Origin of the sequence: Staphylococcus sp. FSL H8-0121, from assembly GCF_038008425.1 — a bacterium.
Classification (GTDB): Bacteria; Bacillota; Bacilli; order Staphylococcales; family Staphylococcaceae; genus Staphylococcus; species Staphylococcus pasteuri.
This window is the reverse complement of sequence record NZ_JBBOZB010000002.1, coordinates 792,780-807,915: the sequence shown is the minus strand read 5'-3', so window position 1 is coordinate 807,915 and position 15,136 is coordinate 792,780. Positions and strand designations below refer to the sequence as shown.

12 protein-coding genes, 2 tRNA genes and 1 riboswitch are annotated in these 15,136 nt (G+C 34.1%); all 14 genes read left to right on the top strand.

Going from position 1 to position 15,136, the window contains the following annotated elements; translation table 11 throughout:
• Nucleotides 1-269: 269 nt before the first annotated feature.
• The 14 genes from LFT63_RS09260 to LFT63_RS09195 all read left to right on the top strand — a co-directional run bounded on the left by LFT63_RS09260 (nucleotide 270) and on the right by LFT63_RS09195 (nucleotide 14,727).
• Nucleotides 270-962, top strand: a complete 693-nt coding sequence (locus LFT63_RS09260; protein ID WP_029056646.1) for an AzlC family ABC transporter permease — start codon at nucleotides 270-272, stop codon at nucleotides 960-962.
• Nucleotides 959-1,288 carry an AzlD domain-containing protein gene (locus LFT63_RS09255; protein WP_029056647.1) on the top strand — a complete coding sequence of 110 codons (330 nt, stop codon included), beginning with the start codon at nucleotides 959-961 and terminating at the stop codon, nucleotides 1,286-1,288. Before LFT63_RS09260 ends, LFT63_RS09255 begins: the two co-directional genes overlap by 4 nt.
• 103 nt (nucleotides 1,289-1,391) lie before the next feature.
• A riboswitch (SAM riboswitch) is annotated at nucleotides 1,392-1,497 on the top strand.
• Nucleotides 1,498-1,562: 65 nt separating this feature from the next.
• Nucleotides 1,563-2,528: a homoserine O-acetyltransferase MetX gene (gene metX, locus LFT63_RS09250; RefSeq protein WP_029056648.1), complete on the top strand. Its 966-nt coding sequence runs from the start codon at nucleotides 1,563-1,565 to the stop codon at nucleotides 2,526-2,528.
• Between the two features lie 139 nt (nucleotides 2,529-2,667).
• On the top strand, nucleotides 2,668-3,609 hold the full coding sequence (locus tag LFT63_RS09245; protein ID WP_026083452.1) for a YybS family protein: 942 nt from the start codon (nucleotides 2,668-2,670) through the stop codon (nucleotides 3,607-3,609).
• Between the two features lie 14 nt (nucleotides 3,610-3,623).
• On the top strand, nucleotides 3,624-5,591 hold the full coding sequence (locus LFT63_RS09240; protein WP_108017019.1) for a DHH family phosphoesterase: 1,968 nt from the start codon (nucleotides 3,624-3,626) through the stop codon (nucleotides 5,589-5,591).
• Nucleotides 5,588-6,034, top strand: coding sequence for a 50S ribosomal protein L9 (gene rplI / locus LFT63_RS09235; RefSeq protein ID WP_017636737.1), 447 nt, complete (start codon nucleotides 5,588-5,590; stop codon nucleotides 6,032-6,034). Before LFT63_RS09240 ends, rplI begins: the two co-directional genes overlap by 4 nt.
• Before the next feature lie 29 nt (nucleotides 6,035-6,063).
• Entirely contained in the window at nucleotides 6,064-7,464 is a 1,401-nt protein-coding gene (dnaB, locus tag LFT63_RS09230) for a replicative DNA helicase (protein ID WP_017636738.1), read from the top strand.
• A 286-nt stretch (nucleotides 7,465-7,750) separates the two neighbouring features.
• Entirely contained in the window at nucleotides 7,751-9,034 is a 1,284-nt protein-coding gene (locus tag LFT63_RS09225) for an adenylosuccinate synthase (RefSeq protein WP_017636739.1), read from the top strand.
• A gap of 325 nt (nucleotides 9,035-9,359) precedes the next feature.
• Nucleotides 9,360-9,434 (top strand) — tRNA-Glu (locus LFT63_RS09220).
• 7 nt (nucleotides 9,435-9,441) lie between these two features.
• Nucleotides 9,442-9,514, top strand: a tRNA-Asp gene (locus LFT63_RS09215).
• 547 nt (nucleotides 9,515-10,061) lie between these two features.
• Nucleotides 10,062-10,763, top strand: coding sequence for a response regulator YycF (gene yycF / locus LFT63_RS09210; protein WP_340768856.1), 702 nt, complete (start codon nucleotides 10,062-10,064; stop codon nucleotides 10,761-10,763).
• A gap of 12 nt (nucleotides 10,764-10,775) precedes the next feature.
• Entirely contained in the window at nucleotides 10,776-12,602 is a 1,827-nt protein-coding gene (walK, locus tag LFT63_RS09205) for a cell wall metabolism sensor histidine kinase WalK (protein ID WP_017636741.1), read from the top strand.
• Complete coding sequence (gene yycH / locus LFT63_RS09200) at nucleotides 12,595-13,935, top strand: two-component system activity regulator YycH (RefSeq protein WP_029056651.1); 1,341 nt, start codon at nucleotides 12,595-12,597, stop codon at nucleotides 13,933-13,935. The genes walK and yycH overlap by 8 nt, the downstream gene beginning before the upstream one ends.
• Nucleotides 13,936-14,727 carry a two-component system regulatory protein YycI gene (locus LFT63_RS09195; protein ID WP_340768852.1) on the top strand — a complete coding sequence of 264 codons (792 nt, stop codon included), beginning with the start codon at nucleotides 13,936-13,938 and terminating at the stop codon, nucleotides 14,725-14,727.
• Nucleotides 14,728-15,136: the final 409 nt, after the last annotated feature.

Here is a 15,136-nt window from a genome sequence, read left to right as displayed (position 1 = left end):
TTTTTTATGCCATTTTATATATGAAGCAGGGTAGGGGAGCATTAAATTTAAAAAAATATCTGTAATTATATGCGGGTAAGTCTAAATATTTATTGAAAATTCTGTCATATATTAAACGTTGTAATGACAACGGTTTTAAACGGAAGTTTGTCTAACGTCACACATACAGTAGTCTAAAAATATTGCCGTTTTGTGAATTGTATATTAGACTTGAATTTATTATTTACGATCTTATAAATAGAATGAAAAAGGGGGCGACACATACATATATGACACATCTCACATTTAGACAAGGCGTGAAAGAATGTATTCCAACTTTATTTGGATATGCAGGCGTAGGTATTTCGTTTGGAATTGTTGCCGCATCTCAAAAGTTTAGTTTGTTAGAAATTATTTTACTTTGTTTAATTATTTATGCAGGTGCTGCTCAATTTATTATTTGTGCTTTAGTAATTGCAGGTACACCTATAACTGCGATAGTATTAACAACATTTATTGTGAATTCACGCATGTTTCTATTGAGTATGACTTTAGCGCCCAATTATAAATCTTATAGTTTATGGAATAGAGTTGGTTTAGGGTCACTCGTAACCGATGAAACATTTGGTGTTGCCATCACGCCGTATTTAAAGGGAGAATCAATTAATGATCGATGGTTACATGGATTAAATATTACTGCATATTTATTTTGGACATTTTCATGTGTGGTTGGGGCGCTCTTTGGAAAATATATTTCAAACCCAGAAATGTTAGGATTAGACTTTGCTATTACTGCTATGTTCGTCTTCTTAGGTATCGCTCAATTTGAATCGGTTAAGAAATCTAAAATTAATATTTATCTTGTTTTAATTTTATTCGTTATTGTGATGATGCTAGCGTTAAGCTTTGTTATGCCATCATATGTAGCGATTATTATTTCAGCAGTGGTCGCTTCTGCACTTGGGGTGGTGATGGATAGATGATGACAGATACGCATATGTTAGTTGTAATCATATTATGTGGTGTAGTTACACTATTGGTTAGAATTATTCCATTTATGATGATTTCACGAGTTAGTTTGCCAGATGTTGTGATACGATGGCTTTCATTTATTCCTATTACACTTTTTACAGCACTCGTTTTAGACGGCATCATTCAACAACATGAGGGTAGTGTAGGATACACTTTAAATATTCCATTCATTATTGCTCTTATACCTACAGTACTTTTAGCAATTTTAACGAGAAGTCTAACTTGGACTATTTTAGGTGGTATTGTCTTTATAGCGATTTTAAGATATTTTATTTAACATTTTCTTCGTATCATATTGAATTTCAAATTCGAGTTAGTTAAACTTTAAGTAATTAGAATATTTTGATAATTATCGTTTTTCTTAAAAACTTAATCATAAAACCTTATTCAGAGAAGTTGAGGGACTTGGCCCGTAGACGCTTCAGCAACCGGCTACAAATATTAAGAGTACGGTGCTAAAACCAACGATTACTCGAATGATAAGTACTGAACCGCTTCTTACTTTTCAAAGAGTAAGAAGCTTTTTTATTTAAAGGAGGATGGATTGATATATGTCGAATTATATTGTTGATACATTACATTTAGGCGAATTCACGACTGAGTCAGGAGAAACAATACAAGATTTGAAACTAAGATATGAACATGTAGGTTATCCTGGACAACCATTAGCACTAATCTGTCATGCGCTAACTGGTAATCATTTAACATATGGTACTAATGACAATCCAGGTTGGTGGCGTGAAATTATTGATGGTGGATATATGCCAATTAATGATTATCAATTTTTAACATTTAACGTCATTGGCAGTCCGTTTGGTTCAAGTTCAAAATTTAACGATAAGCACTTTCCTAATCATTTAACATTAAGAGATATAGTTCGTGCCCTTGAAAAAGGGATAGCAGCATTAGGATTTAATAAAATTGATATATTGATTGGTGGAAGCTTAGGTGGTATGCAAGCGTTAGAATTTCTTTATAATCAACGTTTTCCTGTGAATAAAGCGGTCATACTAGCCGCTACTGAAAAAACGTCATCATATAGTCGAGCATTTAATGAAATTGCAAGACAAGCCATTCATATCGGAGGCAAGGAAGGTTTAAGTATTGCTCGTCAATTAGGATTCTTAACTTATCGTTCTTCGAAAAGTTATGATCAGCGATTCACTCCAGAAGAAGTTGTCAATTACCAACAACATCAAGGAGATAAATTCAAAGAATCATTTGATTTATCATGCTATTTAACACTGCTAGATGTCTTAGATAGTCATAATATTGATAGAGGTAGAGATGATGTTGATGAAGTGTTCAAATCACTAGATACTAAAGTCTTAACAATGGGATTTATTGATGATTTATTATACCCTGACGATCAAGTGTTAGCTGCGGGGCAACGATTTAAATATCATCGTCACATTTTCGTACCAGATAATGTTGGACATGATGGCTTTTTACTAAACTTTGAAACTTGGGCACCTAATCTATATTACTTTTTAAATTTAAAACAAATAAGACGTTAGTTAACTAACTTGAAGTAGTAATTAGAATAAATATTTTTAATAGGAAGCATGCGAGAAATCACCCTTCATAAATGACTATAGTACTTTATTGTTTATTTTTTTCAAAGAGGTTAAAATAGTAGTTATAGTCAAAAAAAGTATGGGAGTGGCGTGTGTGTTTTCAAAAATACAACCTAAAGCAACTATTATAGGGACTTTAGTATTAGCGATAGTAGCTTTAGTAACACATGTATTACCTATTCTCGGCTTAATTTTATGTTTATTTGCAACAATCCCAGGTGTCGTGTTATGGAATAAATCTATTCAATCATTTGGAATTAGTGCTTTAGTAACAGTTATAATTACAACCTTATTAGGTAATACATTCGTCTTAAGTATCATGGTTCTAGTGATTTTAACAAGTTTAATCATTGGACAATTACTTAAGGAAAGAGCAACAAAAGAAAGAATTTTATATGTAACAACGGTATCTCTAAGCTTAATGACATTGATAGGATTCATGTTATTACAAGTATTTGAAAAAATACCAAGAGCAACCGCATTAGTTAACCCTGTTAAAGAAACCGTACATAACGTTTTATTAACAAGTGGAGCAAATGCTGATTATAGACAGATGCTTGAAGAAAGCATCCGCAAAATGACGGTCCAACTCCCAAGTTATCTCATTATTATCGTTTTCCTTATCGTTTTAATTAATCTGATTATAACATTTCCAATCCTACGTAAATTCAAAGTAGCGACGCCTATATTCAAGCCATTGTTTGCTTGGCAAATGAATCGTACGCTATTAACAATCTATATTATTGATTTAATTTGCGTGATGTTTGCGACTCAACCAAATACTTTCCAGAGTATCGTTTTGAACTTTGAAGTTGTGTTATCATTAGTGATGTACATTCAAGGGATGAGCGTCATTCATTTCTTCGGGAAAGCGAAACGATTACCGAATGTAGTAACAGTTATATTAATGATTTTAGGAACATTATTAACACCTATGACACACATTGTAGGATTAATTGGTGTCATTGATTTATGTATTAATTTAAAACAACTAATGAATAACAATAATAATAAAAAGTGATGAGAGGTGGAAAAATGAACCGTCAATCCACTAAAAAAGCTTTGCTCATACCTTTTATTGTAATGGCATTAACAGCCATTGCTTTAGTCGTCGTTTGGTTTATATTTAACCAAATTATCGCAGGTATAGCAGCAGGAGTACTACTAGTGATGTTGATTGCTAGTGGATTCTTGTTGAGACAAGCTTTTATGAAAATGGACAATTACGTGGATGATTTAAGTGGCCATATTACAACGAGTAGTAATAAGGCAATTAAACACTTGCCAATCGGGATGATTGTATTAGATGAAAATGACCATATTGAATGGGTTAACCAATTTATGTCTGAACATCTAACAACAAACGTGATTTCAGAATCGGTTAATGAAGTATTTCCCAATATTTTAAAGCAATTAGAGAAAGTTCAAGAAATTGAAATTGAACACGAAAATTATCATTTCAGAGTACGTTATTCTGATAATGAACATTGTTTATACTTCTTTAATATTACAGAAGAGGTACAAACTAATCAGTTATATGAAGATTCTAAACCAATTATCATGACATTATTCTTAGATAACTACGATGAAATCACACAAAATATGAACGATACACAACGTTCTGAAATTAACTCTATGGTTACACGAGTAATCAGCAGATGGACTTCAGAATATGGTATCTTCTTTAAACGTTATAATTCAGATCAATTCGTAGCATATTTAAACCAAAAGATTTTAGCGGAAATTGAAAACTCAAATTTCAATATTCTAAGTCAATTACGTGAAAAAAGTGTCGGCTACCGCGCGCAACTTACATTAAGTATAGGTGTTGGTGAAGGTACTGAAAATCTTATTGACCTTGGTGAATTATCACAATCAGGCTTAGACTTAGCATTAGGCCGTGGTGGTGACCAAGTTGCTATTAAAAATATGAATGGTAACGTGCGTTTCTATGGTGGTAAGACTGACCCAATGGAAAAACGTACACGTGTAAGAGCACGAGTTATTTCACATGCATTAAAAGATATCTTAACTGAAGGCGATAAAGTTATCGTTATGGGACATAAACGACCAGACTTAGACGCTATAGGCGCAGCAATCGGTGTATCTAGATTTGCATTAATGAATAATTTAGAAGCTTATGTTGTGTTAAATGAATCAGATATCGACCCAACATTGCGTCGTGTTATGGATGAAATTGATAAGAAACCAGAACTTAAAGAACGTTTCATTACGTCAGATGATGCATGGGACATGATGACTTCGAAAACAACAGTCGTTGTCGTTGATACACATAAACCTGAAATGGTCTTAGATGAAAATGTATTAAACAAAGCTAACCGTAAAGTAGTCATTGATCACCATAGACGAGGCGAAAGCTTTATTTCTAATCCTTTATTGGTATATATGGAACCTTACGCAAGTTCAACAGCAGAACTTGTAACAGAGTTATTAGAATATCAACCAACAGAACAACGCTTAACAAGACTTGAATCAACAGTAATGTATGCTGGTATTATTGTAGATACACGTAACTTTACATTACGTACAGGTTCAAGAACGTTTGATGCGGCAAGCTATTTACGTGCTCATGGTGCAGATACAATCTTAACGCAACACTTCTTAAAAGATGATGTTGATACGTACATTAATCGTTCTGAATTAATTAGAACAGTAGAAGTACAAGATAATGGCGTTGCAATTGCCCATGGATCTGACGATAAGATTTATCATCCTGTTACAGTTGCACAAGCAGCCGATGAGTTGTTAAGTTTAGAAGGTATAGAAGCTTCTTATGTAGTCGCGAAACGTGAAGATAATTTAGTTGGTATATCTGCCCGTTCATTAGGTGCTGTTAACGTTCAGTTAACTATGGAAGCCTTAGGTGGCGGTGGACACTTAACTAACGCAGCGACTCAATTAAAAGGTGTCTCAGTTGAAGAGGCTATCGCACAATTACAACAAGCTATAACAGAACAAATGAGTAGGAGTGAAAACGCATGAAAGTAATTTTTACACAAGATGTTAAAGGTAAAGGTAAAAAAGGCGAAGTTAAAGATGTACCAGTAGGTTATGCAAATAATTTCTTATTAAAAAATAATTACGCTGTAGAAGCGACTCCTGGTAACTTAAAACAATTAGAACAACAAAATAAACGTGCTGAAGCAGATAGACAACAAGAGATTGAAGATGCTAAAGCATTAAAAGAAAAATTAGCAAATATCGAAGTTGAAGTATCTGCTAAAACTGGTGAAGGCGGCAAATTATTTGGTTCAGTAAGTACGAAACAAATTGCGCAAGCACTTAAAGATCAACATGATATTAAACTTGATAAACGTAAAATGGATTTACCACAAGGTATCCACACATTAGGTTATACAAATGTACCTGTTAAATTAGATAAAGAAGTTGAAGGTACAATTCGTGTGCATACAGTAGAACAATAAGATGGATTGAAATAGAGGTGTGATCAATAATGGATAATATGTACGAGCAAAATCAAATGCCACATAGCAACGAAGCCGAACAATCTGTCTTAGGTGCCATTATTATTGATCCAGAATTGATTAATACAACTCAGGAAGTGTTACTTCCTGAGTCATTTTATAGAGGCGCCCATCAACACATTTTCCGTGCGATGATGCACTTAAATGAAGATAACAAAGAAATTGATGTTGTGACGTTGATGGATCAACTTACAACTGAAGGAAGTTTAAGTGAAGCGGGTGGTCCGCAATATCTTGCAGAATTATCTACAAACGTACCTACTACAAGAAACGTTCAGTATTATACGGATATCGTATTCAAACACGCGCTTAAACGTAAGTTAATTCAAACTGCAGATAGTATTGCTAATGATGGATATAATGATGAATTAGAATTAGATACTATTTTAAGTGATGCGGAACGACGTATTTTAGAATTGTCATCCACACGTGAGAGTGATGGCTTTCAAGATATTAGAGACGTATTAGGTAAAGTGTATGAAACTGCGGAAGAACTCGATCAAAATAGTGGTCAAACACCAGGTATACCAACAGGATACCGTGATTTAGACCAAATGACAGCAGGATTTAACCGAAATGATTTGATTATATTAGCGGCACGTCCATCTGTAGGTAAGACTGCCTTTGCGCTTAATATTGCACAAAAGGTAGCGACACATGAAGATTTATATACTGTTGGAATCTTCTCACTAGAGATGGGTGCAGACCAATTAGCCACACGTATGATTTGTAGTTCAGGTAATGTCGACTCTAACCGTTTGAGAACTGGTACTATGACGGAAGAAGACTGGAACAGATTTACTATTGCAGTCGGTAAGTTATCCCGTACTAAAATATTTATCGATGACACGCCAGGTATTCGAATCAATGATATACGTTCTAAATGCCGTCGACTTAAACAAGAACACGGTTTAGATATGATTGTGATTGACTATCTTCAATTAATACAAGGTAGTGGTTCAAGATTCTCAGACAATCGTCAACAAGAAGTATCTGAAATCTCACGTACGCTTAAAGCTATTGCCCGTGAATTAGAATGTCCAGTTATCGCATTGAGTCAGTTATCACGTGGTGTGGAACAACGACAAGATAAACGACCAATGATGAGTGATATTCGTGAATCAGGTTCTATCGAGCAAGATGCTGATATCGTCGCTTTCTTATACCGTGATGATTATTATAATCGTGGTGAAGATGAGGATGATGACGATGATTCAAGCTTTGAACCACAAACTAATGATGATAATGGTGAAATTGAAATCATCATCGCTAAACAACGTAACGGCCCAACCGGTACCGTTAAACTACACTTCATGAAACAATATAATAAATTTACTGATATTGATTATGCTCATGCAGAAATGGGGTAAAAAATATTACAAATAAATTTCCGTACGATAAAATTAATTTTAGTTTTATTGTACGGTTTTTATTTTGTCTTTTAGCTTGATATTATGAATAAGTTTGTATATTGATTTTTAGTTAATTAGGCTAAAATACTTTATTTAAAGGGTTTATCAGACTTTTGAAGATTATATATTTTCTTAAAAGGTAAATCATATTGCCCAAAATTAATGTTCGATTTTTATTTGCAATATGGTATTTATATTGGTAAAATACTTCATGGTTAAATGAGAAAAATTTGGAGGTGCTCATATGTCATCAATCGTAGTAGTTGGGACACAATGGGGAGACGAAGGTAAAGGTAAAATTACTGATTTCTTAGCAGAGCAAGCAGATGTTATTGCACGTTTTTCAGGTGGTAATAACGCAGGACATACCATTCAATTTGGTGGAGAAACATATAAATTACATTTAGTACCATCAGGTATCTTTTATAAAGATAAATTAGCAGTAATCGGTAATGGTGTGGTTGTAGATCCAGTTGCATTACTTAAAGAATTAGATGGTTTAAATGAACGTGGTATCTCAACAGATAACTTACGTATTTCAAACCGCGCGCAAGTGATTTTACCTTATCATATCGCACAAGACGAATTTGAAGAGCGTCTTCGTGGTGATAATAAAATCGGTACAACGAAAAAAGGTATCGGCCCAGCATACGTAGATAAAGCACAACGAATTGGTATCCGTATGGGAGACCTAATGGAAAAAGAAACTTTCGAAAGACGTCTAAAAGAAAATATTGCATATAAATCAGCATATTTCAAAGGTATGTTTAACGAAACATGCCCTAGCTTTGAAGATATGTTTGAAGAATATTATGCTGCAGGTCAACGTTTAAAAGAATTCGTTACAGATACACCTAAAATATTAGATGATGCATTTGTTGCGGATGAGAAAGTATTATTCGAAGGTGCACAAGGTGTTATGTTAGATATCGACCATGGTACATACCCATTCGTAACTTCAAGTAACCCAGTAGCAGGTAACGTAACTGTAGGTACAGGTGTAGGCCCAACTTACGTGTCTAAAGTAATTGGTGTTTGTAAAGCATATACATCACGTGTTGGTGATGGCCCATTCCCTACTGAATTATTTGATGAAGATGGACATCATATTAGAGAAGTTGGTCGTGAATATGGTACAACAACAGGACGTCCTCGTCGTGTAGGTTGGTTCGACTCAGTAGTATTACGTCATTCACGTCGTGTGAGTGGTATCACAGACTTATCTATTAACTCAATTGATGTTTTAACAGGTTTAGATACAGTTAAAATTTGTACTGCTTATGAATTAGACGGTGAAAAAATTACTGAATATCCTGCAAACCTAGATCAATTACAACGTTGTAAACCAATCTTCGAAGAGTTACCAGGTTGGACAGAAGATATTACGGGTTGTCGCAGTTTAGAAGAATTACCTGAAAATGCACGTAAATATTTAGAACGTATTTCTGAATTATGTGGCGTGCACATTTCAATCTTCTCAGTTGGTCCAGACCGTGAACAAACAAACCTATTAGAAAAATTATGGTAAAAGTTAGACAACAATAAATTTTATACTCTAATATTTTGAAAAAAACCGATTCGTCCATAAAAGCGAATCGGTTTTTTCCTGTTTAAATAAACAATTAAAATTTGTGGTAATGAGGGAGCATGATTAAATCATTTCAATTCAATGCCATTGTATATACACATATTCAATTCAAGTAAGTCATTTTCAAATAATCATAAGTCTATCGTCACTTTTATAGCAATATTTCTCCTTTATTAACATTTCAAAAATAATGTTATATTTATGTAAAAAAATAGCTTGTCATGTAAATAACGGCTATGCTATAATCTATCTTGTGCTTAAGAACGGCTCCTTGGTCAAGCGGTTAAGACACCGCCCTTTCACGGCGGTAACACGGGTTCGAGTCCCGTAGGAGTCACCATTTTTTAGGTCTCGTAGTGTAGCGGTTAACACGCCTGCCTGTCACGCAGGAGATCGCGGGTTCGATTCCCGTCGAGACCGTATTGCCTACCCAAGAGGGTAGGCATTTTTTTATGTTTATTTTTACTGATTAGCAAAGTCGTTCATCAACTTATTCGTCGCTCTACTCTATAACACCGCACATCATTCTTCATTATAGATAAATGAATCAATCTCCCACCACATCATGCTACAATCCACTCATTTTACAACTCTATGACAATAGGCAATCGAAACTTAACATTTATCCTTTCACTGCAACTAAAGAAATGTAAAACATTGAATTAATCACTTTTATACTTAATTTTTATATTACAAAATAATGAAATAGATATCATTTAGTTTTTAAAGGTTACTGAAAGTGTTCAACTTATTTTGTGATATACAATTTTGGTGGTAAACTTATATATAATATTATTCTATAATTTTTTATACAAAAATAGAATTAACCGTTCATAAATGGTAAATTATATAGTAGTTACTGTGCTATCAATGCACAATAGTTTGAGTCGTGAGAAAGGTCTCAAACGTTACGAATGAAGCTAAGTTGAACGGTAGAATTATACTTTGAGAAATGAGGTTTATATATATGGCTAGAAAAGTTGTGGTAGTCGACGATGAAAAACCAATTGCTGATATTTTAGAATTTAATCTTAAAAAAGAAGGATACGATGTATTTTGCGCGTACGATGGTAACGACGCAGTAGATTTAATTTATGATGAAGAACCAGACATCGTTCTATTAGACATCATGTTACCTGGTAGAGATGGCATGGAAGTTTGTCGTGAAGTACGTAAGAAATACGAAATGCCAATCATTATGTTAACTGCAAAAGATTCTGAAATTGATAAAGTTTTAGGATTAGAATTAGGTGCGGATGACTATGTGACGAAACCATTTAGTACACGTGAATTAATCGCTCGTGTAAAAGCAAACTTACGTCGTCATTATTCTCAACCAGCACAAGAAGTGAATGATACAACAAACGAAATTTCAATTAAAGATATCGTCATTTATCCTGCCGCATATTCTATTAAAAAACGTGGTGATGACATCGAGTTAACACACCGTGAATTTGAGTTGTTCCATTACCTTTCTAAACATATGGGTCAAGTAATGACACGTGAACATTTATTACAAACTGTGTGGGGCTATGATTATTTTGGAGATGTACGTACAGTGGACGTAACGATTCGTCGTTTACGTGAAAAAATTGAAGATGATCCATCACACCCTGAATATATTGTGACACGTAGAGGCGTTGGATACTTCCTCCAACAACATGATTAGAGGTTCAGTCGAATGAAGTGGCTTAAACAACTCCAATCCCTTCACACGAAACTAGTCATTGTATATGTCTTACTGATTATTATTGGTATGCAAATTATTGGTTTGTATTTTACTAATAGTTTGGAAAAGGAATTATTAGATAACTTTAAAAAGAATATTACGCAATATGCGAAACAATTAGATGTAAGCATTGAGAAAGTTTATAACGAAAAAGGTTCGGTTAACGCTCAGAAAGATATTCAAAATCTTTTGAGCGAGTATGCCAACCGTCAAGAAATTGGTGAAATTCGTTTTATAGATAAAGATCAAATTATTATGGCGACAACGAAGCAGTCTAACCGCGATCTTATCAATCAAAAGGCAAACGATAGCTCTGTTCAAAAAGCATTATCACTAGGTCAAAGTAATAACCATATGGTATTGAAAGACTATGGTAATGGTAAAGAAAGGGTTTGGGTATATAACATACCTGTTAAAGCTGATAAACAAACGATAGGCAATATTTACATAGAATCGAAAATTAATGACGTATACAATCAACTGAATAATATTAATCAAATCTTTATTGTAGGTACCGCTATTTCGTTATTTATTACCGTCATACTCGGTTTCTTTATTGCGCGAACGATAACCAAACCGATTACCGATATGCGTAACCAGACAGTTGAGATGTCTAAAGGTAACTATACCCAACGTGTTAAAATTTATGGTAATGACGAAATCGGTGAACTTGCGCTCGCATTCAATAATTTATCCAAACGAGTTCAAGAAGCACAAGCGAATACGGAAAGTGAGAAACGCCGTCTAGACTCTGTTATCACACATATGAGTGACGGTATCTTAGCAACAGATAGACGTGGTCGTGTACGTATCGCCAATGATATGGCACTTAAAATGCTAGGTATGGCTAAAGAAGACCTTATCGGCTACTATATGTTAAGTGTTTTAAACTTAGAAGAAGAATTCTCACTAGAAGAAATTAATGAAAATAACGACAGCTTCTTATTAGACATTAATGAAGAAGAAGGCATCATTGCACGTGTTAACTTCAGTACAATTGTGCAAGAAACAGGCTTTGTAACAGGTTATATTGCTGTACTTCATGATGTAACAGAACAACAACAAGTAGAACGTGAACGTCGTGAGTTCGTTGCTAACGTGTCACACGAACTACGTACACCATTAACATCTATGAATAGTTATATCGAAGCACTAGAAGAAGGTGCTTGGAAAGACGATGATTTAGCACCACAATTCTTATCCGTTACACGTGAAGAAACTGAACGTATGATTCGACTCGTTAATGACTTACTTCAATTATCTAAAATGGATAATGAATCCGATCAAATTACGAAAGAAATTGTCGACTTTAACATGTTTATTAATAAGATTATTAATCGACATGAAATGTCTGCTAAAGATACAACATTCGTACGCGAAATTCCACAGCAAACTATTTTTGCTGAAATAGATCCAGATAAGATGACACAAGTATTTGATAACGTTATTACGAATGCAATGAAATATTCTCGTGGTGATAAACGCGTTGAGTTCCACGTGAAACAAAATGCACTTTACAATAGAATGACGATTCGTATCAAAGATAATGGTATCGGTATTCCTATTAATAAAGTAGATAAAATCTTTGATAGATTCTACCGTGTCGACAAAGCACGTACACGTAAAATGGGTGGTACAGGTCTTGGTTTAGCAATTTCTAAAGAGATTGTTGAGGCACACAATGGCCGTATTTGGGCAAATAGTGTCGAAGGACAAGGTACATCTATCTTCATTACCCTACCATGTGAAATTATTGAAGATGGTGATTGGGATGAATAGTAAAGAATACATCAAAACGATTATCCTGATACTACTTGTATTAATGAGTATCGTTTTAACTTATATGGTATGGAACTTCTCACCTGATCTATCAAATGCAGATAGTACGTCATCAGATAATAAGAAAGATAATTCTAAACCTATTGGAAAACCAATGAGTGCGAAAATGGATAAAACCATCACACCATTTCAAATCGTTCAATCTAATGGCGATAAAACAAAAGGTATGCCAGCAACAGGTCATGCAGTATCTCAAATCTTAAGCCCATTAAAAGATAAAAATGTTGATTCAGTACAGCATTTAAAACGAAATCATAACTTAATTATTCCTGAATTAAGCGATAACTTTATCGTTCTTGATTTCACATATGATTTACCGTTATCAACTTATTTAAGCCAAGTATTAAACATAGATGCTAAGACACCAAATCATTTTAACTTTAATCGACTACTTATTGACCAAGATCAAGAAGGTCATGTGATATTATATGCGATTAGTAAAGATAGACATCAAGTTGTGAAGATGAAAACATCTGTTAAAGGTAAAGATGTGAATCAATCATTAAAAAATCTTAGCTCAGAAATGCAAAAGTATATAGAAATCATCACCAATAAAGACACAATTGATAAAGCAACACATATTTTTGCACCAGATAAACCTAAAGACCTCAAATGTTATCGTATGGTATTTAATACGATTAATGTAGAAAAAATGAATTCTGTATTATTTAACGATTCAACTATCGTCCGTAGTTCTCAAAGTGGCTTGACGACGTACAATAATAATACAGGTGTTGCTAACTATAACGATAAGAGTGAGAAATACCATTATAGAAACTTGTCCGAAGATGAGAAAAGCTCTACCAATATGGAAGAAACAATTGGTGGTACATTCGAATTTATCAATGGACACGGTGGTTTCTTAGACGAAGATTATAGATTGTTTAGCACTGATAATATGAGTGGTGAATTAACTTATCAACGATTCTTAAATGGTTACCCTACGTTCAACACTCAAAAATTAAATGAAATTCAAGTGACATGGGGCGATAAAGGCGTATTTGATTACAAACGCTCATTATTACGAACTGATGTCATATTGAATAGTGGCGATAAAAAGTCATTACAAAGTGCAGAATCAGTACGCTCAGCACTTGCTAACAATAATAGTATTGATTTTGAACGCGTATCCAATATAGCGGTTGGTTACAATATGGATGACCGACCTAAAAATGATGATATTGAAGTACAACGTAATAGCGAATTTACGCCTCAATGGTATGTCGAATATGACGGCAAATGGTATGCATTTAAAGATGGGGGGCTAGAATAAATGAACTGGAAACTGACAAAGACACTATTCATTTTCGTATTTATTCTTGTCAACATCTTCTTAGTTGCTATATATATAGATAAAGTTAATAAATCACAGATTAATGAAGCGGTAAGTGATAATCATGTTAACTTCCAACAAGAAGAGATTAAAGTCCCCACTGACGTCTTAAATAAAGATGTTAAAAATACTGAAATGCAACAAATTACTGCTCAGTCTAAAAACTTTTCAAGTTATGCTAAAAAACATTCAAGCTTGAGTACATCCGATTCAGGTAAGGTGCTTAATGGCGAGATAAATAGTACAGTCAATGTAAGTGATAGTAATTTAAAAGAGATTAAGAATTATATGAAAGACAATATATTTGGTGGTAAAAATTATCAGTTGAGTAAGATGAATTCTGATTCAATGACTTTTGAACAAACTTACAATGGCTACCCTATAATGAACAATAGTAAAGCACTATTGAAGTTCAATATTAATGATCATAAAGCATCTAGTTATAAACAAACAATGATGAATGATATTCAAGCAGCTAAAGGTTCAAATAGTAGTAAAAGCCAAGTAATAGGCCCGAGAAAAGCAATAGAAGCCCTATACTTCAATCGCTATCTTAAACGCCATGATGAAGTAGTTGACGCACGATTAGGCTACTATTCAGTTGTTAAAGAAACTAACGTTCAGTTATTACAACCTAACTGGGAAATCAAAGTTAAACATAACGGCAAAGACAAAACTAAGACATACTACGTCGAAGCCACAAGTACCAACCCTAAAGTTATAGATAAGTAGTAAAAGGTCTGTAGAAAAGCGCTTAGAGTTTGAGCAGAATCGAAACGGAGAGCAAAATTGTTTCTCAAATTTTGTCGAGCCGTGAGAACTTCTGCCGAGAACTCTGCTTTTCGAAAGCCGTCAATCACAGATTTGCTATTGTTAGTCTTGCCCCGGCAAGGATGACTAGATTAGTAACTAGTCAAAGACGAAGTTAATGATCAGTCAGCTACTGCCAGGTCTGTAGAAAAGCGTTTAGAGCTTTAGCTCAGGCGAACCTTTAAAAGTAATACTTCGTATTGTAGGGGCTCCCTTTCCCAGGGTACAGTTTCAGCCAGAAATACTGCACAGATAAATCTGTGAGTATTTCTAAGGTCTTCAACTAGTACTGTTCCCTCGGGAGTTTCGCCATAAATACTTCGTATTAATA